The sequence below is a fragment of the Microbacterium profundi genome, assembly GCF_000763375.1.
Classification (GTDB): domain Bacteria; phylum Actinomycetota; class Actinomycetes; order Actinomycetales; family Microbacteriaceae; genus Microbacterium; species Microbacterium profundi.
The window spans coordinates 1-26,280 of record NZ_JPSY01000002.1 but is presented as its reverse complement, the minus strand read 5'-3'; the positions used below and the strand labels follow the sequence as shown (position 1 = coordinate 26,280).

General features: G+C 67.4%; 24 protein-coding genes, 1 tRNA gene and 1 other RNA gene. 9 read left to right on the top strand and 17 right to left on the bottom strand.

The genetic code is table 11. The features are described 5' to 3' along the window. Positions 1-6: 6 nt before the first annotated feature. The 3 genes from JF52_RS0110645 to ffs form a co-directional block, all read right to left on the bottom strand. Positions 7-558, bottom strand: a complete 552-nt coding sequence (locus JF52_RS0110645) for a type 1 periplasmic-binding domain-containing protein (protein ID WP_235272410.1) — start codon at positions 556-558, stop codon at positions 7-9. Positions 559-713: 155 nt separating this feature from the next. Next, positions 714-1,325 carry a rhomboid family intramembrane serine protease gene (locus JF52_RS0110640; RefSeq protein WP_033106598.1) on the bottom strand — a complete coding sequence of 204 codons (612 nt, stop codon included), beginning with the start codon at positions 1,323-1,325 and terminating at the stop codon, positions 714-716. A gap of 62 nt (positions 1,326-1,387) precedes the next feature. Continuing rightward, positions 1,388-1,484: signal recognition particle sRNA small type (gene ffs, locus JF52_RS16970), an RNA gene on the bottom strand. A gap of 134 nt (positions 1,485-1,618) precedes the next feature. Here ffs and JF52_RS0110635 point away from each other — a divergent pair. Genes JF52_RS0110635 through JF52_RS0110625 form a run of 3 tightly spaced genes read left to right on the top strand, consistent with a single transcriptional unit; the run spans position 1,619 to position 6,030 of the window. Beyond that, complete coding sequence (locus JF52_RS0110635; RefSeq protein WP_033106597.1) at positions 1,619-2,596, top strand: AAA family ATPase; 978 nt, start codon at positions 1,619-1,621, stop codon at positions 2,594-2,596. A gap of 13 nt (positions 2,597-2,609) precedes the next feature. Further along, on the top strand, positions 2,610-3,809 hold the full coding sequence (locus JF52_RS0110630; protein WP_033106596.1) for a DUF58 domain-containing protein: 1,200 nt from the start codon (positions 2,610-2,612) through the stop codon (positions 3,807-3,809). After that, complete coding sequence (locus JF52_RS0110625) at positions 3,796-6,030, top strand: transglutaminase TgpA family protein (protein ID WP_052166972.1); 2,235 nt, start codon at positions 3,796-3,798, stop codon at positions 6,028-6,030. Before JF52_RS0110630 ends, JF52_RS0110625 begins: the two co-directional genes overlap by 14 nt. Before the next feature lie 29 nt (positions 6,031-6,059). On the opposite strand, the gene trhO is transcribed toward JF52_RS0110625, so the two are convergent. Both trhO and JF52_RS0110615 read right to left on the bottom strand, forming a co-directional pair. Beyond that, a complete protein-coding gene (gene trhO / locus JF52_RS0110620) occupies positions 6,060-6,956 on the bottom strand; it encodes an oxygen-dependent tRNA uridine(34) hydroxylase TrhO (protein WP_033106595.1) in 897 nt (298 codons plus the stop codon). Between the two features lie 9 nt (positions 6,957-6,965). Continuing rightward, positions 6,966-8,267 carry an LssY C-terminal domain-containing protein gene (locus tag JF52_RS0110615; RefSeq protein WP_152594874.1) on the bottom strand — a complete coding sequence of 434 codons (1,302 nt, stop codon included), beginning with the start codon at positions 8,265-8,267 and terminating at the stop codon, positions 6,966-6,968. 108 nt (positions 8,268-8,375) lie between these two features. Here JF52_RS0110615 and JF52_RS0110610 point away from each other — a divergent pair. After that, positions 8,376-8,463 (top strand) — tRNA-Ser (locus JF52_RS0110610). Between the two features lie 59 nt (positions 8,464-8,522). On the opposite strand, the gene JF52_RS0110605 is transcribed toward JF52_RS0110610, so the two are convergent. The 8 genes from JF52_RS0110605 to JF52_RS0110570 all read right to left on the bottom strand — a co-directional run bounded on the left by JF52_RS0110605 (position 8,523) and on the right by JF52_RS0110570 (position 17,465). Next, the gene (locus JF52_RS0110605) at positions 8,523-9,125 is read right to left on the bottom strand and encodes a GNAT family N-acetyltransferase (RefSeq protein WP_033106594.1); all 603 of its coding nucleotides are present in this window, start codon (positions 9,123-9,125) and stop codon (positions 8,523-8,525) included. Beyond that, on the bottom strand, positions 9,126-9,776 hold the full coding sequence (locus JF52_RS0110600) for a phosphatase PAP2 family protein (RefSeq protein ID WP_052166970.1): 651 nt from the start codon (positions 9,774-9,776) through the stop codon (positions 9,126-9,128). A 33-nt stretch (positions 9,777-9,809) separates the two neighbouring features. Further along, positions 9,810-11,036 carry a multidrug effflux MFS transporter gene (locus JF52_RS0110595; protein ID WP_033106909.1) on the bottom strand — a complete coding sequence of 409 codons (1,227 nt, stop codon included), beginning with the start codon at positions 11,034-11,036 and terminating at the stop codon, positions 9,810-9,812. A 210-nt stretch (positions 11,037-11,246) separates the two neighbouring features. Next, entirely contained in the window at positions 11,247-12,401 is a 1,155-nt protein-coding gene (locus JF52_RS0110590) for a cystathionine gamma-synthase (protein ID WP_033106593.1), read from the bottom strand. A 64-nt stretch (positions 12,402-12,465) separates the two neighbouring features. Continuing rightward, positions 12,466-13,890, bottom strand: a complete 1,425-nt coding sequence (locus tag JF52_RS0110585; RefSeq protein WP_033106592.1) for a cystathionine beta-synthase — start codon at positions 13,888-13,890, stop codon at positions 12,466-12,468. Positions 13,891-13,930: 40 nt separating this feature from the next. Then, positions 13,931-14,908: a carbohydrate ABC transporter permease gene (locus tag JF52_RS0110580; RefSeq protein ID WP_033106591.1), complete on the bottom strand. Its 978-nt coding sequence runs from the start codon at positions 14,906-14,908 to the stop codon at positions 13,931-13,933. After that, positions 14,905-16,044 carry a carbohydrate ABC transporter permease gene (locus tag JF52_RS0110575; protein WP_084595801.1) on the bottom strand — a complete coding sequence of 380 codons (1,140 nt, stop codon included), beginning with the start codon at positions 16,042-16,044 and terminating at the stop codon, positions 14,905-14,907. Before JF52_RS0110575 ends, JF52_RS0110580 begins: the two co-directional genes overlap by 4 nt. 101 nt (positions 16,045-16,145) lie before the next feature. After that, entirely contained in the window at positions 16,146-17,465 is a 1,320-nt protein-coding gene (locus JF52_RS0110570; protein ID WP_033106907.1) for an ABC transporter substrate-binding protein, read from the bottom strand. Between the two features lie 268 nt (positions 17,466-17,733). On the opposite strand from JF52_RS0110570, the gene JF52_RS0110565 reads away from it, so the two are divergent. Then, the gene (locus tag JF52_RS0110565) at positions 17,734-18,738 is read left to right on the top strand and encodes a LacI family DNA-binding transcriptional regulator (protein ID WP_033106590.1); all 1,005 of its coding nucleotides are present in this window, start codon (positions 17,734-17,736) and stop codon (positions 18,736-18,738) included. Between the two features lie 66 nt (positions 18,739-18,804). Here JF52_RS0110565 and rplL read toward each other — a convergent pair whose 3' ends face one another. From rplL to JF52_RS0110550, 3 genes are all read right to left on the bottom strand, one after another. Further along, complete coding sequence (gene rplL / locus JF52_RS0110560; protein ID WP_033106589.1) at positions 18,805-19,185, bottom strand: 50S ribosomal protein L7/L12; 381 nt, start codon at positions 19,183-19,185, stop codon at positions 18,805-18,807. 49 nt (positions 19,186-19,234) lie between these two features. Next, positions 19,235-19,723: a 50S ribosomal protein L10 gene (gene rplJ / locus JF52_RS0110555; RefSeq protein WP_033106588.1), complete on the bottom strand. Its 489-nt coding sequence runs from the start codon at positions 19,721-19,723 to the stop codon at positions 19,235-19,237. A 255-nt stretch (positions 19,724-19,978) separates the two neighbouring features. Next, a complete protein-coding gene (locus JF52_RS0110550; RefSeq protein WP_033106587.1) occupies positions 19,979-21,769 on the bottom strand; it encodes a glycoside hydrolase family 15 protein in 1,791 nt (596 codons plus the stop codon). Between the two features lie 76 nt (positions 21,770-21,845). On the opposite strand from JF52_RS0110550, the gene JF52_RS0110545 reads away from it, so the two are divergent. Both JF52_RS0110545 and JF52_RS0110540 read left to right on the top strand, forming a co-directional pair. Next, entirely contained in the window at positions 21,846-23,210 is a 1,365-nt protein-coding gene (locus tag JF52_RS0110545; RefSeq protein ID WP_033106586.1) for a glucose-6-phosphate dehydrogenase, read from the top strand. 81 nt (positions 23,211-23,291) lie between these two features. Then, positions 23,292-23,972: a YqaJ viral recombinase family protein gene (locus JF52_RS0110540; RefSeq protein WP_033106585.1), complete on the top strand. Its 681-nt coding sequence runs from the start codon at positions 23,292-23,294 to the stop codon at positions 23,970-23,972. Positions 23,973-23,996: 24 nt separating this feature from the next. Here the strand turns inward: JF52_RS0110540 and JF52_RS0110535 are convergent, their stop codons facing one another. Next, positions 23,997-24,884: a LysR family transcriptional regulator ArgP gene (locus tag JF52_RS0110535; protein WP_033106584.1), complete on the bottom strand. Its 888-nt coding sequence runs from the start codon at positions 24,882-24,884 to the stop codon at positions 23,997-23,999. 70 nt (positions 24,885-24,954) lie between these two features. On the opposite strand from JF52_RS0110535, the gene JF52_RS0110530 reads away from it, so the two are divergent. Together JF52_RS0110530 and JF52_RS0110525 are read left to right on the top strand one after the other, a co-directional pair. Next, the gene (locus JF52_RS0110530) at positions 24,955-25,572 is read left to right on the top strand and encodes a LysE/ArgO family amino acid transporter (protein WP_033106583.1); all 618 of its coding nucleotides are present in this window, start codon (positions 24,955-24,957) and stop codon (positions 25,570-25,572) included. Between the two features lie 56 nt (positions 25,573-25,628). Beyond that, a complete protein-coding gene (locus JF52_RS0110525; RefSeq protein WP_033106582.1) occupies positions 25,629-26,189 on the top strand; it encodes a dihydrofolate reductase family protein in 561 nt (186 codons plus the stop codon). Positions 26,190-26,280: the final 91 nt, after the last annotated feature.

The window sequence follows — 26,280 nt, the reverse complement described above, 5'->3', positions numbered from 1 at the left end:
GCCACCCTACGCCGGACATGGACCGGAAAGCGCGTCGACCACCGCGCCCGCGTCATCTTCGAACCGGGCGTAGTGGTTCGGGTCGGAGTTGACCTGCACGCGATGGATCGCATGCGTGGGCTCCATGCCCTGCCACCCCTCGAGTCCGGCGAGACGTCCGTAGAAGAGGGCGGCGGATGCTGCCGGATCCATCCTCGTCTCGACGCTCCCCCACCACTCCTGCTGCTGGAACAGGCCGATGCTGCTGGTGCGCGTGCCGTCCGGATTGGTGAAGCCGGACGTCTCCCAGTCGCCGTAGTCGATGTTCTGCAGTGAGCTCTCGCCCATCGCCGCCATGACGCCGAGGACCTGGCCGTCGCGCTCGAACCCCTGCTCCGAGGCCGTGCGCACGATGATCGCGGCGTTGTGGAGCTGCTCACCCTGCCAGCCTTCGACCCCTGCGTCCGGCAGATCGCCCGGCGCGTCCACGCACACCGCGACCGGATCGCTCGACGTCGCCATCGGCACGAGAACGATGAGGAGCGCGGCGAGGGTGAGCCCGCCGAGCGCCGCGATCATGAGACGTGCGTCCTTCGGCCGACGCGTCGCGCGGGAGGCCGCCCGCCCGCCCGGTCTCCGTCGTCTCGTCGTGCGCCTTCTCGTCCGCTGCCCCGCCCGCCCGCGCGAACCGGCACGACCCCGCGTGCCGGAGGCGGCGCGCTTCGAGCCTGCGCTCACGTGCCGCGCGCTCCGCGGCTGCGAGGACCACGCGCTCCCGCGAGCGCCGCCACACCGCCGCCGACCGCGCCGAACAGATGCGCCTGCCAGGAGACGCCGGGGCCCACGCCGACGATGCCGGCGAGCATCGACCCGCCGTACAGGACGAGCACGATCACAGCGATGAGGGCGTGCGCGATGCGGTGCGCGATCGGCCGAGGCGAGAACACGCGCACGACGATGTACGCGAAGTACCCGAAGACGAGCACGGACGCACCGACCGTGAGCGTGCCCGGTGCGTTGAGCAGCCAGGTGCCGACGCCCCCCACGAGCGCGGTGACCGCGGTGACCATCCAGAAGCGGCCGGCGCCTTCGATGGCGATGAGACAGCCGAGCACCAGCAACGGCAGGGTGTTGCCGATCAGGTGCGCCCATCCCGCGTGCAGCAGCGGTCCGAGCACGAGCCCCTGCAGGCTGCCGAAGTCCCATGACCGCAAGCCGAAACCGGTGAAGGAGCCGGGGAGCACGGCGTCAGCGATCTGGATCACCCACATCAGCGCGACGAGAGCGATCGGAGAGGCGAAGCGCCCGATCGCCGCGGAACGCGCAGGAGTGGTGGATGTGCTCACACCACGATCCTCGCAGGCGAAGCTGAACGGTGGGCCGTCGGGCGGCAAAGTGCCCGGAGAGAAGAAAGGACCCTCCGCGCACCCAGCAGAGCCCGGTTACCCTTGCTACGTTTCCGTCCTGGGGGAATTGGCCTGGATGCTGCCACGCGGAGAGCCTCGGACAGTCTACCCGGCCTCCGGCAGGGACACGAACCCGCATCGGAGCCTGAACCACGAATCCGCCGGAGCGCAGGCCCCTCCAGCGGGTTACGATCGATTCACGCGCACAGAAGCGCTGGGGCGAGAGGGAGCGCATGGACGACACCGGACCCGAGATCACGGCCGAGCAGTTCCGGACGCAGACCTCCGCCATCCTGACCTCGGTCGGCGAGGTGATCGACGGGAAGCCGGATGCCGTGCGCAGCGCACTGGCCTGCCTGCTGGCCGAGGGCCACCTGCTCATCGAAGACGTCCCCGGCGTCGGCAAGACGATGCTCGCCCGCGCGATCGCCGCGAGCGTCGACGCGACGGTGCGTCGCATCCAGTTCACCCCTGATCTGCTGCCGGGCGATGTCACCGGCGTCTCGGTGTACAACCCCGTCGACCGCGAGTTCGAGTTCAAGCCCGGTGCGGTTTTCGCGCAGATCGTGATCGCCGACGAGATCAACCGCTCGTCCCCCAAGACCCAGTCCGCCCTTCTCGAAGCCATGGAGGAGGGGCAGGTCACCGTCGACGGCCGCACGCACCCCCTGCCGGATCCGTTCCTCGTCGTCGCGACGCAGAACCCGCTCGAGATGGAGGGCACCTACGCACTTCCGGAGGCGCAGCGCGACCGGTTCATGATGCGCATCTCGATGGGCTATCCGGATGCCGCGGCAGAGGCCCTCATGCTCCGTCAGCGCGACAGCGTCAATCCACTCGCCTCGATCACCCCGGTCGCCGATGCCCGAGCGATCAGGCGGATGATCGGCTTCGCCCGCGCAGTGCATGTCTCCCCCACCGTCGAGGAGTACGCCGTCGCACTTTCACAGGCCACCCGCACCGATCCGAGCCTGCATCTGGGCGCGAGCCCGCGCGCCACTCTTCAGCTCGTGCGCGCGGCCAAGGTGTGGGCGGCGCTGGACGGACGGGAGTTCGTGATCCCGGACGACCTCACCGCATTGCTCGCACCCGTGTTCGCGCATCGGCTTCTCCCTGCCCGCGGCGTACACCGTGCGGGTGCGCAGCCCGTCGAGGCCGCGCTCGCTCAGATAGTGGACCGTGTACGCGTTCCACTGGCCGCCAGGTTCTGATCCGAGTCCGGCCATGCCTCGACGTCATCTGCTCACGGGCCGGGGGGCAGCCGCGCTCCTGACCGGTGTGCTGTTGACGATCGCGGCCAATCTGCTGGCAGCGCCGATTCTGCTCTACGTCGCGATGCTGTTGTTCCTGCTCGTGGTCGTCGCCGTCCTCGTCGTGCACGTCCCCCGGCGCACCGGTGCGGTGAGCAGACGCATCTCCACCGATCTGCTCACCGTCGGTGAGGAGTCGCAGGTCGCCGTGCGATTCGACATGCGCGCCCTGCGCATCCCGCTCGGCATCTGGCGCGACAAACTGCCCGCCGCGGTCTCCGGCGATGCCACGGGAGAGTTCCCCACCGACAACGGCACCAGCATCGGCTATGCGATCACGGGCGTGCGCCGTGGCGTGTGGGCGGTGGGGCCGCTGTCGCTGCAGACGATCGACCCGTTCGGATTCGCTCAGCGCACGCAGGAGTTCGGAGACACTCGCACGGTCACCGTGGTCCCAGAGGTCGTGCCGCTCGCTCCGCTCAGCTCGAATCTCGGAGCGGCCGGCGGAACCGCGCACACGTCATCCACACGGCTCGGACAGGGCAGCGACAACCTGTCTCCCCGGCGTTACGTGTCCGGCGATTCGATGCGCCGCATCCACTGGCGCGCGACCGCCCACCGCGGCGACCTGATGGTGCGACAGGAAGAGGAGGAATCCAGCCCTGACGCGCTGGTCGTCCTCGATCGCACAGCCCGGCACTGGGACATCCAGCGTGAGCAGGCCGACCCCGCGTTCGAGGCTGCCGTCTCCGCGTGCGCATCCGTCGCCCTTCACCTGGTGCAGGAGGGGTACAGCGTGGATGTGCTCGATTCGGCGGGAGCCGTGCTCGGCAGGCTCCGCGGGCACGAGGATGACCGCGACGGCCTGCTCGTGGCGCTGGCGCTCACTCGGCCGCAGGGTGAAGGTCGCGACATCATCACCCTCTTCGATGGAACGCCGCCCGGTCCGCTGGTGCTGATCACGGGGCACCTCGACGAGGAGGATGCTGCGCTGCTGCGCCATGGCGGGGCCGCGGCTCCGATCCTCCTCGCAACCGACCTCGGTCCCGGCGCCGGAGACGCCGCTGCGCGACTGGGGTGGTCGTCCGCTCCGCTGGCAGAGGACATCGCCGCCGCCTGGGAGGACGCCCTCCCCGCCCGGATGGCGACAGGAGGCGGCCATGTCGCCCGCTGAGCAGCGTCGCGCGCCGTGGGCCGAAGAGGCCGCTGCCGCCGACCGGCAGACCCGCACGCTGGCGATCGCGATGCTCGCAGCCTGCGCAGGTTTCGTCGCGCTGTGGCCGTATTCGTCGGCCATCGCGGCGGGACCGTGGTCGCTCGTGAGCATCACCGTCATCGTCCTCATCACAGCCACCGGCGCTCTCATGCGTCACCTGGGCGCACGCCGCCGCGGGCGGGATGCGTGGGCGCTGCTCGCTCAGTTGGTCGTCGCAGTGTGCGCGCTCACCCTGATGCTGGTCCCGCAGGGAGCTCTGCTCGGATTCATCCCGACCGGTTCGACCCTGCAGGCCCTCGCTCCGCTGGCGGCCCAGGCATTCGAGCAGGTGCAGTTCGGCACCGCCCCGCTGAACGACACCCTGGCCGTTCGCGCCATGCTCGCCGTGGGGTTCGCCGTCATCACGATCATCATCGACCACCTGATCGCTCAGCGGCTCACCCTGCTCGCGGCGGTGCTCGTCACCGCGGTCGGCGTGGTGCCGATGATCATCACATTCGGCGATGCCGATGTCCCGTGGTTCGTGGTGCTCGCGATCCTGATCCTCTTCCTGCTGCGGCACAGCACTCGTCACGATGCCCGCAGGCCGAGGCGGGCATCGGTCGCTGTGGCTCTCGGCGTCGGCGCCGCGGCTCTCGCCGGCGCGCTCATCATCACCCCGATCCTGCCGGTCTCCGCAAGCTGGGTGGGCACGGGGACGTCCGTCGCGCTGAATCCGTCGCTGCGGCTGGGCGACGACCTGCGCCGGCCGGCACCCACCGACGTCATCACGCTGGCGACCACGGCTGTGACCGCACCGTACCTGCGGATCGCGACCGTGTCGGGGTTCGACGGACAAGTCTGGCAAGCGGACGAGGAAGACACTCGGCCGCTCTCCGACGGCTTCGGAGACGGCAACTGGGCCGAGGAGATCGCCACCACGCAACGGCGCACCTCGATCCGCGTCGTCGGCATCTCGAGTTCCTGGTTGCCGGTGCCGTATGCGGCGACGAAGGTCACCGGCACCTCCTCCGGCTGGGAGATCATGCCCGGCAACCGCACAGTGGTCTCCGAGACGCGCAATGCCGGGGGCGAGGACTACACGGTGACGACAGCCACTGCGCAGCCGACGCTCGAGCAGATCCGCGCCTCCGGAGCCATCCGCAGCGCCGAGGATCCACGGGTCCCGGAGGACCTTCCGCCGGTGATCGCCGAGACCGCCCGCGAGGTGACAGCCGGTGCCGAGACCGACTACGACCGCATGATCGCCCTCCAGACGTGGTTCCGGTCCGAGTTCACCTACTCGCTCGACGCCCCGGTCGACGGCGGCTTCGACGGCACCGGTGCGGACGCGGTCGCAGAGTTCCTCGATGTGCGCTCGGGATACTGCATCCACTTCGCCGGCGCGTTCGCGTTGATGGCGCAGACGCTCGATCTTCCGGTGCGGATAGTGGTCGGTTACCTTCCAGGGCGTCTGACCGACGAGAAGCGCGGCGACGAGTTCGTCTACGTCGTCAGCAGCGATCAGCTGCACGCCTGGCCGGAAGTGCGTTTCGGGGGCATCGGATGGGTGCCGTTCGAGCCGACCGCATCGCTCGGCGTGCCGACCGCATTCGCGCCGGCATCCGTGGAGGCCGGGCCGGTCACCGGCCCGGCGACACCAGCGCCGAGCGCGGCACCATCGGCGACCCCGACGAGCGGTCCTGAGCTCGACGAAGCGACGGATGACCCCTCTGCTGCGGGCGGCGGCGTGCTGCAGCGACTCGATCCCACGCCGGTGATGCTCGTGGTCGGCGGCGCACTGCTCTTGCTGCTACTACCGGCACTGATCCGCCTGTTCGTGCGGATATGGCGCCGCTCACGCGCCAGAGGCGGAGACGCCGTGATCGCGTGGCGCGAGCTGCGGGCGACGCTGACCGATCTGGGCGTGCCGGTCTCGGATGCCGACTCTCCCCGGGAACGGGGCGCAGATCTGATCGAGCGCGGCGCCGACGCCCGGGCGGTGCAGACGCTGGTGGATGCTGTGGAGCGTGCCAGTTACGCCAGGGAGAAGCTCGATGCGCGCGATCTCGCTCCCGCCCTCGTCCGAGTGAGCGCAGATATGCACCGTCATGTCGATGCGCGCGGGCGCGTCACGGCTCTGCTGCTGCCGCGCTCGCTGTTCGCTGTCGACAGCTCGCGACGGCCTGCGCCGGCCTGACCAGCGGCTGAGCGGCGGCGTGCGCCCGCTCAGGCGAGTTGCACCGTGTGCTCATCGCACGGCACCGCGTCGCAGCTCTCGCACACGACGAACTGGCGACGGCACGCGGCATCCGGGCAGTTCGCGGTGCGCTTGGTCTGCGTACCGCACCCGGCGCACGTGCCGATCACGGCGGTGTGGTCGCTGAAATCCACTGATCCGCGCTTGTCGAACACGTAGAGCGAGCCGTCCCACAGGCCATCGTCTCCGAAGCGCTCCCCGTAGCGGACGATGCCACCCTCGAGCTGGTACACCTCGCCGAACCCGCGCGCCGTCATGAGACTCGACAGCACCTCGCAGCGGATGCCGCCGGTGCAGTAGGTGACGACCGGCTTGCCCTTGAGATCGTCGTACGCTCCCGAGTCGAGCAGCTCGACGAAATCGCGAGTCGTCTCGGTGTCGGGCACGATCGCACCGCGGAAACGGCCGATCTCGGCTTCGAGCGCGTTGCGCCCGTCGAAGAAGACGACGTCGTCACGCGACTGCACGAGCTCGTGCAGTGCGTCGGGACTCAGCCGTGCACCACCGCCGACGACTCCGTGCTCGTCGACCCGCAGCTCCCCCGGCGCCCCGAAAGAGACGATCTCGTCGCGCACCTTGACGCTGAGCTTGGGGAAGTCGACGCTGAGTCCGGCGTCGTCGAGCCCCGTCCCCTCGCTCCATTTGATGTCGGCATCCTTGAACGCCGGGTAGGAGCGGAACGAGCGCACCCACTTCTTGAGCGCGGGAAGATCGCCGCCGAGAGTGCCGTTGACGCCGTCCTTCGAGATGATCAGCCGACCGCGCAGCCCGAGCGCCTCGCCGAGGTCGCGCTGCCACAGGCGGATCGCCTCCGGGTCGGCGAGCGGCGCGAACGCGTAGAAGAGGACGATCTTGGGTGTGGCCACCCTGCGATTTTACGCGGGCTTCGATCCACGGCGCCTGCGCGCCCATGCCCCGGCGCTCTCACTCGACAGGCACAGCAGCGTGATTGCCTGGACCGATGCCGTGAGCAGTGTCCAGTCCAGGCCCAGCACAGCGCTGCCGTCCAGGTAGTCGATGGCCATGAAGATGATCTGGAGGATCACGAGCACCATCAGCACCGCGCGAGATCGGCGGCCGCCGCGCAGCACGAGCCACGCCATCACGAGCTGCCAGATCATGAAGGCCCCGAACAGACCGACCACGACGAGGATCAGCACACGTTCGTCGGGTTCGGCGGCGGAGAGCAGCTGCCAGAACGTCGCGTCGGAGAGCACATCGACCAGCTGGAGCACGGTGACGAGCCCGATGAGCGTCACCGCGGTGATCACCGGCAGCGGTGCTCGAGCGATCTGACGTGCGGTGCTCGGATCGGGTTGCAGCACGGCGACGGGCTCGGGCGGCACAGTGCGGGAGACATCGACGATCGGCAGGTCGCCGTCTGTCACGAATCGATCGCCACCGCCGTTGCGCGAGTGATATCCGGTGGTGAAATCGCGGAGCAGTCGCACGCGGACGTCGTTGTCGGCCGACTGCGCCGTCGTGACCACGTGGTCGCGCTCCACATCGGTGTTCTCGTCGATGCGATGGGTGACCTGGAGCGTGAACAGGGACAGGCCCACATCGGTGTCGTAGGTCGCCGCGCCGAGCCAATCGGCGTGGGCGCCGCCCGGAAGCAGCCACCCGGGTGGGCTGTGCCAGAAGCGCACGTGATGGCGCTGCTTCGGATTGCCCTTCACCTCCTGCTGGTACGCGACGTCGTGGCGCCTGCCGAACAGCATGAGTGGCGACACCGGTGCGGTGGCATAGCTGCGCCTGGTGAGCGTCGACGCGATGATCCGCCACGTCGATGCCGCTGTGATCTCATCCGCGCGATGCCAGCCGGCCGAAGTCATGACGTGGTCGAGTTGGGCGCCGGAGCCGTCCACTCCGAGGTTCACCGGATCGCCGAGCAGACCGTCGGCCGTTCGGGTGCGCCCGAAGAAGTAGTCGGGCACGTAGAGGTCGGAGAGCATGCGATGCAGCCGTGGCAGCACCAGGTACGCGGTGATCGCCCAGATCGGGATGAACCAGACCAGCGCCCAGGGCGTGCGCACTCCCTGGATAGCGATGATCGCCGCAAGCCAGACCGCCGCCGCCGTTCCCACGAGGAACGTCGTCCGATCGAACACGGTTGCCGGCGGCAGTGACTGCTGCATCTGCAGCATCCAGCGCCGGCGGTGCGGAAGCTCGTTCACGCGTTCCCCCTGTGCGAGTCGCCATCGGTGTCTCCCTCACCTTATGGCGCCGAGGGCGACTGGCGCAGGCGGCATCAGCGATCGGATAGACTGTTCAGGTTGTTCCTTGGTGACGTGTCCGAGCGGCCGAAGGAGCACGCTTGGAAAGCGTGTGTTGTGCAAGCAACCGCGGGTTCGAATCCCGCCGTCACCGCCAAATGGCTGAAGGGCTCCGCGCCAGCGGGGCCCTTCAGTCATCTAACCTGTGCTGAGGATTCAGTCGGTGAACCGCTCCCCGTAGCTGCGCCCGCCGTCTTCGGACGGCAGCCGCTGCATTCCGAGTCGCTCGTAGAAAGCCGCCGCACCCGTGTTCTCTGGGTTCATGCCGAGGTGCAGCCCCTTCACGCCACGACGGCGCAGCTCGGCGAAGAGGGTCTCGATCAGCCGACGCCCGAGTCCCTGTCCCTGGGTCTCCGGCAGCAGGTCGATGTGCAGATGCGCCGGGTACTGCGCCGTGTTCGGATTCTGACCCGGACGCCGCCGATACCCGTACTCGATCATCTTCTCCTCAGGACTCTCCGCATGGACCGGCCGCGGGAAGCGTTCGGTGAACTGCGGCCACCACTCATCGCGGAACCACCGTTCGAACGCGTCGGTGTCGTCTGTGGCGACGATGTAGCCGATCGCACGACCGTCGTCGGCCTCGACGATCGAGCACAGATCGGGATGCCGTTCGGCATACGGCACCGCGAACAGCAGCCCCCAGAGGTCGTCGTCGCTGAACATTCCGGTCGCGTCGGCGCCGGCATCCGCGGTCTTCAGGCAGATCTCGAACATCGCCTGGCGATCCTCGGGACGGTACGGGCGGATGCTGCTCACTCAGGGCTCCTCTTCATCGTGCGCGACATATCCCGCCGCGCTCTGCGGCCGGCGCACCCACGTCAGCATGAGGGCGCCCACGATCAGCACCGTGCCGACACCGACCAGCACCCCGCCGATCGTGTCGCTCAGCCAGTGCACCGAGAGCAGCGTGCGCGAGAAAGCCATCGCGATCGTCCAGATGATGCCGACGATCAGCACCCACAGCCGGGGAAACAGCAGCACCGCGATCACCGCCAAGGTTGCGGCGTTGGCCGTATGCCCTGACGGGAATGAACCGAAATCGGAGATCACCAGCATCTCCTCCGGTCGCGCACGACCGAACAGCTGCTTGAGCAGCTGCACCGCCAGCACGCTCGCGAGCAGCGACACGCCCACGAACACCGCTGCCCGCCATCGCCTGGCGATCAGCAGGGCGGCCAGGATCGCGAGCGGGATCACATACGTCGCGGCCCAACTGCCTCCGACCTCGTTCATCACCTCGGAGAAGCTCAGCAGCAGCGGCGTCTGGATACCGATCATCAGCCGGTTCCATCCGCTGTCCATCGCCGAGGGGATGTCGGGGCCGGGCGCGGTCATCGCCGCTCCCAGCGCCATCGCCGCGAGCACGCAGCCGATGCCCCACCAGAGCAGCGCCGGTCGTCGAGTCATCCGCTCATTCTCACCCACGTGAAGTCCGGGATGCTACGGCGCGAGCATTCCGACCGTGCGCGGACGCACGATCAGCCACAGGGCGAGCGTGCCGACCACGGCGCAGCCGACCATGACCGAGGCCATCGTGGTCGCCGTGATGGCGCCTGCCGAGACGAAGCCGACGACCGGCGAGATGATCGCGGCGATGCCGTTGTTGCTCGCGCCGAGGATCGACGCTGCCGTCCCTGCCGCCTTGCCATGACGATCGAGCGCGAGAACCTGCACGCAGGGGAATGAGAAGCCGCACGCGGTCATGAACACGAACAGCGGGATGACGGTGCCCCAGAAACCCAGGCCGAGCTGGTCGCAGACGATGATCGCGGTGCCGCTGATCAGCAGCACAGCCGTCGAGAACGCAAGAACCCACTGCGGGCCGAATCGCGCCGCGAGCCGTGACGCGGCCTGCACGCCGAGCACCACACCGACCGAGTTGACGGCGAACAGCCAGCCGTACTCCTGAGCGTTCAGGCCGTGCGTCTCCTGGAACAGGAACGGCGAGGCCGAGAGGTACGAGAACAGCCCGGAGAACGTCATGCCGCCGATCACGAGCACGCCGAGGAACACCCGATCGCTGAGGACGCTGCGATAGCGCTGCCAGATCGTGGTGCTTCCGCGTTCCTGCCGTCGCTCCTTCGGGAGGGTCTCGGGGATGAACAGCAGAGCGGCCAGGAACATGACTGTGCCGTATGCGGCGAGGACGATGAAGATTCCGCGCCACGGCATCACTCCGAGCAGCCACGATCCGATCAACGGTGCCACCACGGGTGCGACGCCCGAGACCAGGGCGAGCCTGGAAAGCATCACCACGAGTCGGCGACCGCCGAACAGGTCGCGCACGACCGCCATCGCGACCACGCCTCCGGCTGCCGCTCCGATGCCCATGAGCACGCGCGCGCCTCCGAGCAGCAGCAGATCCGGAGCGACTGCCGCGGCGACGCTGGCGAGCACGTGCAGCGCCGTGACGCTGACCAGCGGGATGCGGCGTCCGACCTTGTCCGAGAGCGGGCCGACGACGAGCTGACCGACCGCGAAGCCGATCATCGTGCCGGTGAGCGTGAGCTGGATCGCCGCGGAGGTCGTCTGGAAATCGGACTCCAGCACCGGGAACGCCGGCAGATACAGGTCGATCGTGAACGGTCCGAGCGCGGTGAGCGCTCCGAGCAGGATGATGTACAGCACCCGGCGGCGATGCGAGATCGCATCGCCAGGGTGCAGCATGATCGGCGCGGTCGCCGGGTTCGGCCCGAGCACCCTGATCGCGCCGGTGGGCGTGCTGGTGCGGATCGTGCCGGTGATGGCGCGGATGCTGCCGGTCGGCGTGCGGTCGAGATCTGTGCGTTCGAAATCGGGAGTGGGGACGTCAGGCGGTGATGAATCGTTCAAGATCCCTCAATGCTACTCGCGTCGCTCTCCGCGCCGCAGAGTCGCTCAGCCGTTGATGCGCGCCAGCCCCTGCTCGAGGTCGGCGATCAGGTCCGCCACGTCTTCGATTCCGACGGACAGTCGCACGACGTTCTCCGGCACGGCGAGAGGTGTGCCGCGCACCGAGGCGTGCGTCATGTCCGGCGGGTAGCCGATCAGCGACTCGACGCCGCCCAAAGACTCCGCGAGTTGGAACAGCTCGGTCGACTCGGCGAAGGCGCGTGCGGCGGCCTGGCCCGCGGCGAGCGCGAGCGACAGCATCCCGCCGAATCCGCTCATCTGGCGCGCGGCGATCTCGTGGCCGGGGTGCGAGGAGAGTCCGGGGTAGAACACCGTCTCGAACTCGGGGCGTGCCGCCGCCCACTCCGCGATCGCCTGCGCGTTCTCGCTGTGCTGGCGCACTCGAACGGCGAGCGTCTTGATGCCGCGGGTCGTGAGCCACGCGTCCAGCGGCGCGGAGACAGCACCGACCGCGAACTGCTGGAACTTCACCTGGTCGTAGAAGCGATCATCGGCGAACACGACGGCACCGCCGAGCACGTCGGAATGACCGCCGAGGTACTTCGTCGTCGAGTGCACGACGAGGTCGGCGCCGAGTGCGAGCGGAAGCTGCAGCGCCGGTGAGGCGAACGTGTTGTCGACGACCACGATCGCACCGGCCGCGTGTGCGATCTCGGCGGTCGCGGCGATGTCGACGATCTTGAGCAGCGGGTTGCTGGGCGTCTCGAGCCAGACGATCCTGGTCTCGGGGCGCAGCGCCTGGCGGATCGCATCGACGTCGCCGAGCTCGACGGTGGTGGTCTCGATGCCCCACGGCGCGAGCACCTTGGTGAGCAGTCGGTAGGTGCCGCCGTACACGTCGTTTCCGAGCAGCACGTGGTCGCCGGGCTTCAGGATGCCGCGCAGCAGTGCATCCTCCGCCGCGAGACCGGACGCGAAAGAAAGTGCACTCGCACCGCCCTCGAGCGCGGCGAGCTGCGTCTGCAGCGCACTGCGGGTGGGATTGCCCGCCCTGTTGTACTCGTATCCCCCGCGGAAGCCGCCGATGCCGTCCTGCACGTGCGTGGAGGCCTGATAGATCGGCGGGATGATCGCACCGGTCAGAGGATCGGGCGCTTGGCCTGCATGGATGGCACGGGTGGCGAAGGAGTGGTCGGACATGCCCTCAGCCTACGTCCGCAGGCCGCGGCATCCTCTCCTGTTACGCCGGGTGACCCTCTCTCGCTCAGCGCGCGAGATAGGCGAGCAGATCCTGGCGGGTGAGCAGCGTGTGCGGCTTGCCGTCGATCGTGACGAGCAGCGCGTCGGCATCGGCGAGCGCCGTGCGTGCCTGATCGACGGACGCATGGATGCCGACGAGCGGCATCCGTGCGTCGACATGCGCGCCGACGGCGTCCGTCGGCTTCGCCTCGTCGCGGAAGAGCCGATCCAGCAGTCCGCGTTCGTCGACCATGCCGACGACCTCACCCATCATCACCGGCGGCTCCGCGCTGAGCACGATGAGCTGTGAGACGTCGAACTCCGTCATCATCCTGATGGCGTCGAGCACCGTGTCGCTGGGGTGCGCGTGCACCAGCTCAGGTATCGATCCCTGAGCCTGTCGTATCGATCCCTGAGCCTGTCGTATCGATCCCTGAGCCTGTCGAAGGGTCGTGCGCGCATCGAGTACGTCCGCGACCGTCTCGCCCTCTTCGACCTCGCTGAACCCGTACGAGCGCATCCACGAGTCGTTGAAGATCTTCGACAGATACCCGCGACCGCCGTCCGGCAGCAGCACCACCATCACGGCATCCGCCGGCAGGCTCCTGGCCACACGCAGAGCGCCGACGACGGCCATGCCGCTCGATCCGCCGACGAGGATGCCCTCTTCACGTGCCAGGCGACGGGTCATCGCGAACGACTCGGCGTCGTCGACGGCCACGATCTCGTGAGGCACTGCGGGGTCGTAGGATCCCGGCCAGATGTCCTCCCCCACGCCTTCGACGAGGTAGGGGCGCCCGGTGCCGCCCGAGTACACGCTTCCCTCCGGGTCGACGCCGATGATGCGCACGCGCTCCTCTGACACCTCACGCAGGAATCGCCCGGTGCCGCTGATCGTCCCGCCCGTTCCGACGCCGGCGACGAAGTGCGTGACCCGGCCGTCGGTGTCGCGCCAGATCTCGGGTCCGGTGGTCTCGTAATGGCTGCGCGGACCGTTCGGGTTCTCGTACTGGTTCGGCTTGAAGGCTCCGTCGATCTCACGCACGAGCCGGTCGCTGACGCTGTAGTACGACTCGGGGCTGTCCGCCGGCACGGACGTCGGCGTCATCACGATCTCCGCGCCGTATGCGCGCAGCACATCGATCTTGTCCTCGCCGACCTTGTCGGGTAGCACGAACACGCACTTGTAACCGCGCTGCTGAGCGACCAGCGCGAGTCCGACGCCGGTGTTGCCGCTGGTCGGCTCGACGATGGTGCCACCCGGTCGAAGCTCACCCGAGGCTTCGGCCGCGTCGATGATCCGCTTCGCGATGCGATCCTTCGAGGAGCCGCCCGGGTTGAGGTACTCGAGCTTGACGAGTACGGTGCACTCGACGCCCTCGGTGACGTGCTGCAGCTTCACGAGGGGCGTGTCACCGACGAGGTCGGCGATGTGCTCGGCGTAGTCCATGCTCCCAGGGTACGGCCACGGCCCCGTCGTGAGTGCTGTGTTACCCCTTCGTTGAGCCCGCCAGCAGACCTCGCACGAAGTACCGCTGCAAGGCGAAGAACACGATCAACGGGACGATGATCGACACGAACGCCCCGGCCGTGAGCAGATACCAGTCGTTGCCTCGTGTACCGGTGATCTCGGCCAGGAGCTTCGTGATCGGAGCGGCGCCGCCGTCTGCGAACACCAGTGCCACGAGCAGGTCGTTCCACACCCAGAGGAACTGGAAGATCGCCACCGACGCAATCGCCGGCATGGTCAGCGGCAGCACGATCCGGAAGAAGATCTGTCCGCGTGACGCACCGTCGACGCGTGCGGCCTCGATGATCTCGCCGGGGATCTCGGACATGAAGTTGTGCAGCAGATAGATCGCCAGCGGCAGAGCGAACATCGAGTGCGCGAGCCAGACCTGCGCATACCCACCGGATGCTCCCAGCGGCAGCGTGATCTGGAGCCCGAACAGATTCAGCCCGCGCGAGAACGTGCTCAGCAGCGGGACGAGCGCCATCTGAATCGGAACGATCTGCAGCGCGAAGATGAAGATGAAGAGGAAGTTGCGGCCCTTGAAGTCGATCCACGCGAACGCGTATGCCGCCATCGACGCGACCATGAGCGGAACGATCGTCGCCGGGATCGTGATGGCGATCGAGTTCACGAACGATTCGATCATCGTCAGCTGCGTCGTCCCCGACTGCAGGACGTCGACGTAGTTCTCTCCGGTCACCTGCGGATTGAGGAAGAACTCCCACCAGCCGCTGGACTGGATGTCATCGCGGGGCCGGAACGACGAGATGAAGAGTCCGAGGGTGGGGATCGTCCACAGGAACGCGATGATGATCGATGCGACGGATGCCCAGGGCCGCGACAGCTTCTTGCGCGTGCGTCCTGCAGAAGCATTCAGCCTGCCGCCGGTGGTGATCGCACGAGTACTGGCGGGGGTGGACGTGGGCACTGCGTTGGACTTCACGGTGTCGCTCATCGGATCTCCCGCTGCTTCTGGATCTGGCGTGCGTTGTAGATGACGATCGGCAGCACGAGGATGAACAGGATGACCGCCAGGGCGGCGCTGCGCCCCGCTTCGAACTTCGAGAACTGCGTGTACATCTCGTTGGCGAGCACCGAGGTCTCGTAGTTTCCGGCGGTCATGGTGCGGACGATGTCGAAGACCTTCAGCGAGGCGATCGAGATCGTGGTCAGCACGACGATGAGAGCCGGTCGGATGGCGGGGACGGTCACCGAGATGAACCGCTGCCAGGCGTTCGCGCCATCGAGTTCCGCGGCCTCCAGCAGTTCCATCGGCACACCCTTGATCGATGCGGAGAGGATCACCATCGCGAATCCGGTCTGCACCCAGATCAGCACGACGATCAGGAACAGGGTGTTCCACGGCGGGTTGAGCAGGAACTGCTGCGGCTCAGCGCCGAACCAGACCAGGATCTGGTTGAGAAGGCCGATCTGTTCGAACTGCGGGCCGCGGTACTCGTACATGAACCGCCAGATGATGCCGGCGCCGACGAACGAGATCGCCATCGGCATGAAGACGAGGACCTTGTAGATCTTCTCGCCGCGTGTGCGGTCGATGAAGACGGCGTAAGCGAGTCCGACGATCGTCGACACCGTCGGCACGATCAGCACCCAGACGATCGTGTTGACCACGACGCGGACGCCGTCCGGCTGCCCGAATATCCAGGTGTAGTTCGCGAGTCCGACGAACGACTTCCCCGACGAGTTCATGAACGACGCCGCCATCGTCTGCAGCGACGGCAGGACGAGGCCCACCAGCAGCAGCAGGAACGCCGGCGCCATGAACGCGACGAGCTGGATGAGGTATCCCTTGCCGGACTTGGAGCGGTAGTCGAGCAGGAAGAACACGGCTCCCACCACGACCGCGGCGCCGATCGCCCAGTAGTAGGACCGGAAGAACCACATCACCGCGAGCGGCACGAGCAGGCACATGGCCAGCCGGATGACGGTGTACATCTTCCCCGTTCGAGGGGCGATGTCGACGAGCAGGAGGATGATGGCCACCACCAGCCCGAAGGCGATGACGACGGCCACCGCCTGCAGGACCGGCGGCAGCGAGCCGACCCATCCGAAGAATTCGATCGCGGTCACGGAGTCCCCTTTACAACAGCGTGCAGATCATCAGCGGTCCATGCGCCGTCGCGTGGACCGGTACCGGACGGGCCGCCCGAAGGCGACCCGTCCGCATCGGGTCAGCCGGCGGGCCAGCCCGTCTCGATCTGCTGGAGGACCTCGTCGGTCGACGTACCGTTGACCCACGCGACCATGCCCTTCCAGAACGTACCGGCACCGACAGCACCCGGCATCAGGTCACTGGCGTCGAAGCGGAACGTGGTGTCGGGGTCCTGCAGGATCTTGATCGTCTCCTGGAGGATCGGGTCCTGCGCTGCGTCGGGCTCGAGCCCGTTGTTCGCCGACGTCACACCGCCGAGGCTGACGCGACTGTTCGCCCACTCAGGGCTGGAGAGATACGCCAGCACCTTCTGCGTGGCCTCACTGTCGCTGAATGCGCCGACGATCTCGCCTGCGCCGGTCACGGCCTTCTCACCCGCACTCTCGCCCGGGAGCATGAACGCCCAGACGTCGCCGTCCTCGGCGATGTTCGTCCCCTCGGGGAAGAATCCGGAAAGGAACGACGCCTGGTGGGTCAGAGCGCACGAGCCGTCTGCGACCTTCGGCGCGACATCGCCGAAGGCGGTCGAGTTGATCGAGCGCACCTCGCCGAATCCGGCGTTGACGTTCGCCGGGTTCAGAAGGATCCCGCCGACCGAGTCGAATGCGGTCTTGATCTGCGGATCGGTGAACGGAATCTCGTTGTTGACCCACTGGTCATACACGTCGGGGCCGGCCTGCCGGAGCACGTAGTCCTCGATCCAGTCCGTTCCGGGCCAGCCCGTGGCGGTACCGGATTCGAAACCGGCGCACCACGCGGGGGTGCCGGTAGCGGCCTGGATCGTCTCGGTGAGTGCGGTCAGGTCGCCGAGGGTCTCAGGAACCTCGACTCCCCACTCGGCGAACTTCGCCGGGGAGTACCAGATCCAGCCCTTCACATTCGCCATGAGCGGCGCACCGTAGAACGTCCCGTCATAGGTGCCGTAGTTGACCCAGTCCTCGGTCCAGAACTCGTTCGCGTTCTTCTCGACCTCTTCCGGGGCCGGCTTGAGGAAGTCGCGCGAAGCGAAGTCGGCGAACAGACCCGGCTGCGGGAAGATCGCGATGTCGGGCGGGTTGCCACCCTGTGCGCGCGTGCCGAGCTGCGTCTCGAAGTCCTGGCTGCCTTCGTACTTGATCTCGATGTCGTTCTCTTCGGCCCAGTCGGCCCACGACTCCTGCAGCAGTTCGGCCTCGCTGTCGACGATCGTGCCGTAGATCGTGACCGTGCTGCTGCCCCCGTCGCCGCCGCCGTCGCCACCTTCCGGCGCGCCAGGAGCCCCACATCCTGCAAGCGCGATGCCCGCCGCCCCGATCAGGGCGAGCGGCGCGAGACGCCGATTACGCTGTGACAGTCCCATGTGACTTCTCCTCCTCGAGTTCACGTCCCCATACGTGCCGCCTGCCCGAGAGCGAGCGGATTCGGGAACCGATTCCAGGCCAAACCTACCGACCCTGCCCGCCCGGCACAATGGCGGCACATCACAAGCTGACAACCTTTGTCCGCGCGAGCAGAGCGCCAATGGGAGCGCTCCCTCACTGATCACCTGGAACCGGTTCCTTTCGCGCGGCAGTCGGACTACGCTGTGCACGAGTGCGCCCATGGGCTGCCGACGTCGAGGAGGATGCATGAGCACGATCGCGGATGTCGCGGCGCGTGCCGGCGTCTCCAAGGCGACGGCCAGTCGCGCGTTGAGCGGCCGAGGATACGTCTCCGCCGAGACCAGAGCGCTGGTGTCGCAGGCCGCGAGCGAGCTCTCGTACGTCGCGCACTCGTCAGCGACGAGTCTCGCGACCGGACGAACACTGACGATCGGCGTGGTCGTACCGACGATCAGCCGCTGGTACTTCTCCGAGCTGCTGACCGGCGTGCAGTACGCCCTTCTCGCCCACGACTACGACCTCGCCCTCTACGGCGTTCCGGATGGCTCCGCCGCCAGAGACCGGATCTTCGACGTGGTACTCCCCCGCCGACGATTCGACGGCATCATCGCCGCGGGTATCCAGCCGCTCAGTCACGAACTCGACCGGCTGACCGGGCTCGAGCGCCCGCTTGTGACCATCGGTCCCTATCACCCTGGTACGAGTTCGGTGTCGATCGACGACGCCGCTGCCGCTCGCATCGCGACGGAGCACCTGATCGACCTCGGCCACACGGCGATCGCTTTCATCGGCGCGGGTGAGGACGACTCTCGTGGGGGATTCGGAGATGCTCTCCGGCTGAAGGGCTATCGCGAGGCGATGGATGCCGCCGGTCTCAGCGACCGCGTCAGCGTGAGCCCAGCGGCGAGCGACATGCCCAGTGGATACCAGAGCGCAGTCGACCTGCTGGGAAACCGACGGACCCGTCCGTCCGCTGTGGTGGGTGTGTGCGATGAGACGGCGATCAGCGCGATCATCGCCGCGCGCCGCCTGGGCATCGCCGTGCCGACCGAACTGAGCGTCGTCGGAATCGATGACCATCAGCATGCCGAGATGTTCGCCCTCACGACCATTCGGCAGCAACCTCGAGAGCAGGGAGCGCGGGCGGTCGACCTCCTGCTTCGGCAGTTGGAGCACCCTGGTGCCGACGTCGAGCATGTCGTCGCGGCATCCGCTCTCGTCGTGCGCAATTCCTCGGCCGCGCCGCGCTGAGCAACCCCGTGACGCACGAATGCCCCGGGCATCAGCCCGGGGCATCCATAAAGCGTTGAGACGCTGTTACTTCAGGGTCACAGAAGCGCCGGCAGCCTCGAGAACTTCCTTGGCCTTCTCAGCGGCTTCCTTGTTGGCGCCCTCAAGGACGGCCTTCGGTGCACCGTCGACGACGGCCTTGGCCTCGCCGAGGCCGAGCGAGGTGAGCTCGCGGACGGCCTTGATGACCTGGATCTTCTTGTCGCCGGCAGCCTCGAGGATGACGTCGAAGGAATCCTTCTCCTCGACCTCTTCAGCAGCGCCTGCGCCAGCGCCACCAGCAGCGGCCGCGGGGGCAGCAGCGGTGACGTCGAACTTCTCCTCGAACGCCTTCACGAACTCGCTGAGCTCGACGAGGGTCAGGTCTGCAAACTGCTCGAGCAGCTGCTCAGTGGTGAGCTTCGCCATGATGTATCTCCTAGATTGATGGGGTTTGTGGAAAGAGATCGCCGGTCGCTCACGCGGCCTGTGCGGTCTCCAGCTTTTCGCGAAGCGCGTCGATGGTGGCCGCAGCCTTCGCCATCGTCGCCTTCATCATGCCCGCAGCCTTCGCCAGCAGAACCTCACGGCTCTCGAGCGAGGCGTACATGTTGACCTCGTCGGCGGTGAGGGTGTTGCCCTCGAACACGCCGCCCTTGATCACGAGAAGCGGGTTGGCCTTGGCGAAATCACGAAGAGCCTTCGCAGTGGCGACGAAGTCGCCATGAACGAATGCGACAGCCGACGGACCCTTGAGGTCGTCATCCAGCGCAGAGATGCCGGCCTTGTTGGCGGCGATCTTGGTCAGCGTGTTCTTCACCACGGCGTACTCAGCGTCCTGACGGATGCTGTTACGCAGCTCCTTGAGCTGGGCAACCGTCAGACCGCGGTACTCGGTCAGCAGGACGGCGTTCGAGTTCTCGAATGACTTCGTGAGCTCGGCAACCGATGCATCCTTCTGCGCCATGGTCACTCCTTGGTGGGTACGAGATGCCGCACGGTGGTGCGGCATCGACCTCGACCGCCCCACAAGCCAAACAAAAAAGCTCCGGCGCAAGCGCACGGAGCTTCAGAAACTGTTCGTGACACCTGCGCGGGCCCCTGCTGAGCAGTGCTTCGATCATGCTGCGCTTACGCACATCACGACGACCGGCGGTCTTCGGTTGATCCAAGAATACGGCATCCGGCGCAGTCGCCCAAATCGCCGGCGGCTCGGCGCGGCTCAGTGACGGTCGGCGGCGCGGCCGGAGTGTCCGCCGAGCGCATCCGCCGCACGGACCAGCGCGAGATGTGACAGCGCCTGCGGTGTGTTCCCGGCATGTCTGGCGCCGTCGACGTCATACTCCTCGGAGAGCAGGCCGAGATCGTTCGAGAGAGCGACCAGTCGCGTCATCAGCGCCTCGGCATCCTGTACGCGCCCGCTCGCAGCGTACTGCTCGACGAGCCAGAAACTGCATGCCAGGAACGGATGCTCGCCACCGGCGAGACCGTCGACTCCGGTCGTCGTGCGATAGCGCATCAGCAGCCCGTCGCGGAGCAGTGTCTGCTCCATCTGCGCGACGGTGCGGATCATCCGGGGATCATCCGGGGCGCAGTAGCCGACCTGCGGCAGCACGAGCAGCGACGCATCCACCTCGTCCGAGTCGTAGTGCTGCACGAAGTATCCGTCCGCGTGCACTCCTCGCTCGTCGATCTCGGCACGCAGCCGGTCGCGCATCCCCTCCCAGCGGTCGGCGTCGCCCGCCAAGGAGTGCTCGCGCACCGCGCGGACTCCGCGATCGAGGGCCGCCCACATCATGACGCGGGAGTGGGTGAACCACTGCGGCTCACCGCGGATCTCCCAGATGCCGTTGTCCGGACGCTCCATCCCGGCGATGACGCGTTCGAGCAGGGCCCGTTGCAGGGGCCAGGAGAACGACGACTCCTCGAGCCCCGCGATCCGGGCCGCCTCGAGCGCGACGAGCACCTCTCCGATCACGTCGCCCTGGTACTGATCGACGGCGCCGTTGCCGATCCGAACGGGCGAGGCCCCCTGATATCCGGGCAGCCCTACGAGCTCGCGCTCGGCGAGGTCGCGCTCTCCCGCGATGCCGTACATGATCTGCACCTCGGCCGGGTCGCCGGCGACCGCACGTAGAAGCCACAGTCGCCAGTGCTGGGCCTCGGGAAGGAAGCCGTGGGTGATGAGCACTTCGAGCGTCAGTGCGGCGTCGCGCAACCAGACGTAGCGGTAGTCCCAGTTGCGCGATCCCCCGAAGTCCTCCGGAAGTGACGTCGTCGCTGCCGCGACGATGCCGCCGGTGTCTCTGTTCGTGAGGGCTCGCAGCACCAGCAGCGAGCGCGCCACGATCTCGCGATGCGGTCCTTCGTGCTCGATCCCGCTGGCCCATCCCTGCCACCAGGAGCGGGTTCGCGCGACCGCGTCTTCGATGTCCAGCGGATGGGGTGCGCTCTCGTGCGAGAGGAACCAGGTGAGGGTGAGGTCGCGCGTCTCGCCTTCGGACACCGTGACACGGCCGGTGTGGACGTGGTCGGATGCCCTGAGCGCGACGCCGCGGACGATCACGGCATCCGGCCCGGCCGTCGCACGCAGCGCCGGCACGGTCTTGGTCCCCACCTGCCGAACCCACGGTAGCGCTCTGGCGTAGTCGAAATGCATCCGCAACTCGGTGGTGAACTCGACACTGCCTGTGATGCCGATCACGCGGCGGACCACGTCGGTGCGCTCCGCGCTCATCGGCATGAATTCGTGCACCTCGGCGACACCGGACGCGCTCTCCCATCGGGTCACGAGGATGAAGGTGTCCGGAATGTAGCGTCGGCGCATCGTCGCCTGATCGTCGCGCGGCCGCAGCGTCCAGCATCCGTGCGTCGGATCCCCCAGCAGCGCGCCGAAGATCGACGGCGCGTCGAAGCGCGGCAGGCAGAGCCAGTCGATGCTGCCATCACGGGAGACGAGAGCCGCCGTGCGGCAGTCGCTGAGCAGCGCGTAGTCTTCGATCGGAGATGGCATCCGTCTGAGTCTGGCAGTGACCGCATCCGGGATCCAGCCCTGTCGTGATCTCTCGGTGCCGACTACGGTGGGGCGCATGGCCCAGCACACCACACTCATGATCTTCGGAGCATCCGGCGACCTCACCTCACGGCTGCTGCTGCCGGCGTTGGGCCAGCTGCTGATGACGGAGCCGAAGCGCACCATTGCGCTGATCGGCGCCGGTATGGACGATTGGACGGACGACAAGTGGCGCGATGTCGTGCAGATCGCGTTCACGTCATCGGATGCCGCGGACGCGATGACGCGGGTGGAGACCGAGTATCACCGCGCCGACATCACGTCCGTCGACGACCTGAAGAAGCTTCTGTCCGAGAAGAAGGCACCGCTGGCGCTGTACTTCGCGGTGCCACCATCCGTCGCGGCGGCGGCGTGCGATGCCATGGCGACGATCGATCTGCCGAAGGGCATCGTTCTGGCGCTCGAGAAGCCGTTCGGCGTCGATGAGGACAGCGCTCGCGCGCTCAATGAGCGTCTCGCCCTGCTCGTTCCGGAGAGCCAGGTGTTCCGCGTCGATCACTTCCTCGGACGCTCGACCACCCTGAACCTGCTCGGCGTGCGCTTCGCGAACCGCGTGCTGGAGCCGCTGTGGTCGGCCACGGACATCGAATCGGTCTCGATCACGTACGACGAGTCCCTGGGCCTGGAGGGCCGTGCCGGTTACTACGACCGCGCAGGAGCCTTCGTCGACATGATCCAGAGTCATCTCCTGCAGGTGCTGGCGGTGTTCGCGATGGAGGAGCCGGCAACCCTCGACGAGGTCGACTTCCGCGCCGCGACGACAGCCGTGCTGCGGGCGACATCGGTGTGGGAGGACGATCCGGTGCACAACTCCTACCGGGCGAGGTACACCGCGGGCAGCGTCGGCGACCGCAAGTTCCCTTCGTATGTGGACGAGCCCGATGTCGATCCGGCGCGCAACACCGAGACACTGGGAGCGGCGACCTTCGAAGTGCGCAACGCCCGCTGGGCCGGCGTGCCGATCACGTTGCGCTCCGGAAAGGCCATCGGAGATCCCTCCCGTGAGATCGTCGTGCGATTCCGCCCGGTGCGCCATGTGCCCGTCGGCCTCCGCGGAGACGCGGAGGGAGCCGTGCTGCGATTCTCGCTCGGCACGGCGGAGATCTCTCTGGAACTCAACGTCAACGGCGAGGCTGATCCCTTCGAGTTGGAGCGGACGACGATGTCTGCTGAACTAGGCCCTGGCGCTCTCAAGGCCTATGCCGAGGTGCTCTCGTGCATTCTCGATGCAGACCCCGTGCTGGCGGTGCGAGGCGATGCTGCCGAGGAGTGCTGGCGCATCGTTCAGCCGGTTCTCGATGCGTGGAAGAGCGACAAGGTGCCGCTCGAAGAGTATGTCGTGGGCTCGCATGGCCCCGAGGGCCGGCCGGCGGCAGGCTGAGCTTCCGACGCAGCGAGGCCGAGCCGACGCAACCCGGCGCGGCTGGTCTCGCGCGTCCGTGCCCGCGGGTAATCTCGAATGGTGACTCCCGAACTGCAGGCTCGAATCGTCGCGGACTCCCGTGACCGCGTCGCCTGGCTCAGGGCACGTACCCGAGGTATCACGGCCACTGACGTCGCCGGGCTCTCCGGAGACAAGTCGATCGCCCGCGCCGCCGATACGAAGCTCGGCGGCGGGGCGCACTTCGGCGGCAACGCGTACACCGATCATGGCCGCCGCCGCGAGCCGGAGATCGCCTCCTGGGTCGCCGGCACGCACGGCATCCATCCGTCGTCGGCGCTGTTCCGGGCCGAGACCGAGCATCGCCATCTCGCCACCCCTGACGGCATCGTCCAGGACAGCGGAGGTCGCATCCTGCTCGCCGAGATCAAGACCACGAACAAGAACTGGCGCACGATCCCCCGCACCTATCTGCGCCAGGTCTGGTGGCAGCAGCACGTGCTGGGCGCGGAGCGCACCCTGTTCGTGTGGGAGGAGCACGACAGTTTCCGCCCGATCCATGATGAGCCGCGCTGCGTGTGGATCGACCGCGACGAGAAGGAGATCGGCCAGCTCGTCTCACTCGCGACGCGACTGATCGACGAGCTGTATCACCGCACCACAGGACAGCGCCCGCCCGGCGCCGCCGTCGAGGCATCGGCCAGCCGTCGCGATTCGCTGCGTGAACGCGACGCGTTCCGCGCACTCGCCCTCGCCGACTGACCGACCGCTGAGCGACGCGTTCCGTCAGTTCAGGACGCGTTCGGCCTCTGCGATGACCTCTGCCGCGATCGCGTCGAGCAGCGCAGATCGCAGGTTCCACTGCTGCCAGTAAAGCGGCACGTGGATGGGGTCGCCACCCAGTGGGCGCGCGGCACCGGATGCCGCGGCATCGGTCGCCTGCGACCCGGGCAGCATGCCCCACCCGAGGCCGAGCAGCACGGCCTGGGCGTAGTCGTATGACGCGGGGACGTAGTGCCGGGGTATGCCCTGCTCATCTATTCCGCGAGAGCGCAACCAGCTGTGCTGCAGTGTGTCACGCCGGTCGAAGTCGACGAACGGTGCACGTCGCAGCGCCGGTTCGGTGACGCCGTCGGGGAACCACCGCTCGACGAATGCGGGGGTCGCCATCGCCTCGTAGCGCAGCACGCCCAGCGGCGCGACCGTGCATCCTGCGACCGGAGACTGCTCGGACGTGACTGCTGCCATGACCTCGCCGGATTCCAGCAGCCGAGCGGTGAACGTCTGATCGTCACGGTGAAGGTCGAAGTCGATGTCGTGGACCTCTGCCAGACGCGCGAGTGGCGCGAGGAACCAGGTCGCCATCGAGTCCGCGTTGACGGCGAGCGGGACGCTGACTCTTTCGCCGGCCGCGTCGAGCCCGAGCGCCGACAGCGCGTCGTGTTCGAGCAACGCGATCTGGCGCGCCATCCGCACCACCGACTCCCCCGCCGCCGTCGCCTTCGCGGGCCGGCCGCGCACGATCAGGACCTGCCCGAGCTGCTGCTCGAGGGTCTTGAGCCGCTGGCTCACCGCCGACGGGGTGATGTGCAGCGCACGCGCTGCCGCGTCGAGACTGCCCTCGTCGACGATCGCCGCAATGGTCGACGCCAGCTCCGGTGAGATACCAACCATGTAAGCCATACTAATGGTTCATAAGATATGTTCGTTGGCGCTAATGTCACCCACACCATAACGTCGAAGAGTGATCTCGTTCTTCGCCGGCCTCGGTCTCGGCCTCTCCCTCATCATCGCGATCGGCGCCCAGAACGTCTTCGTCCTCCGGCAGGGCATTCGACGCGAGCATGTGCTCGTCGTCGTCGTCATCTGCGCGCTGTCCGACGCTGTGCTCATCGCGACCGGAGTCGCCGGGCTCGGGTTCCTGCTCGAGAGGGTGCCGTGGCTGGTGGATGCCGCGCGCATACTGGGTGCCGTAGTGCTGCTCGTCTATGGTCTGCTCGCGGCCCGTAGAGCGTGGCGCGGCGCCGACCAGACACTGCAGGATGCTGCCCCTGCGAAGCGGACGGGACGGCTGACCGCCGTGATCGCGCTCGCGCTCGCCCTGACCTGGTTGAACCCCCATGTGTACCTGGACACTGTGCTGATGCTCGGCTCGATCGCCGCGACGCACGGCGATGGGCGGTGGCTGTTCGCGGCGGGCGCGATGCTGGCGAGCGTGCTGTGGTTCACCGCACTCGGTTACGGTGCGCGCGGGCTCGCGCGCTGGCTGAACACCGCGCGGGCGTGGCGGATCCTCGATGCGCTCATCGCCCTGGTCATGATCGTGATCGCCGTCAGCCTCGTGCTGCCGCTGTTCGAGTGAGGGTTCCGCACGGTCGCCGAAAGGCATAAACTCCTGCCCGAAGCGAAGGAGACGACATGCAGACTCTGACGATCGACTTCATCTGCTCGCTCGACGGCTCCGCGGTGGGCTGGCCTGGATGGTGGGGGATGGAGAGCCCCGAGTACCTCGACTGGCTCGATGACGCCCCGGCGGGGGACGATCCGCTGCTTATGGGAGCGAACACCTATCGTGTGATGTCCAAGCTCACCGCGGGCGGCGAACCGGGCACGGATGCGCTCAACGGCATTCCCAAGTACGTGTTCTCGTCGTCGCTCCGCGCGCCGTTGACGTGGGCGAACTCGACGCTCGTCGACACGGATGCCGTCGACTACGTCGGCCGCCTGAAAGAGGAGTCGGATCGACCGCTGCGCACGATCGGCAGCGTCGCGCTGTGCCGCTCGTTCCTGAACGCGGGGCTCGTCGACCGCTACCGGGTTGTGATCTTCCCCGTGATCACGGGGGCAAGCGGACGCGAGCGCATCTTCGACGGCTATCCGGACGTGACCCTCGAACTCGTCGAGGCTCGAACGTTCGACCGCCGCACTCAGCTGCTCGAGTACATCCCGACCGTGGTGGACGGGCCTCCAGGTCGCTGAGCACAGTCAGGCGAAAACTGTCGTCAAACGCAAAATGGCCACCCTGTGTGGGGTGGCCATTTTGTTTCTTCTAAGAGAAGTTCGGCGGTGT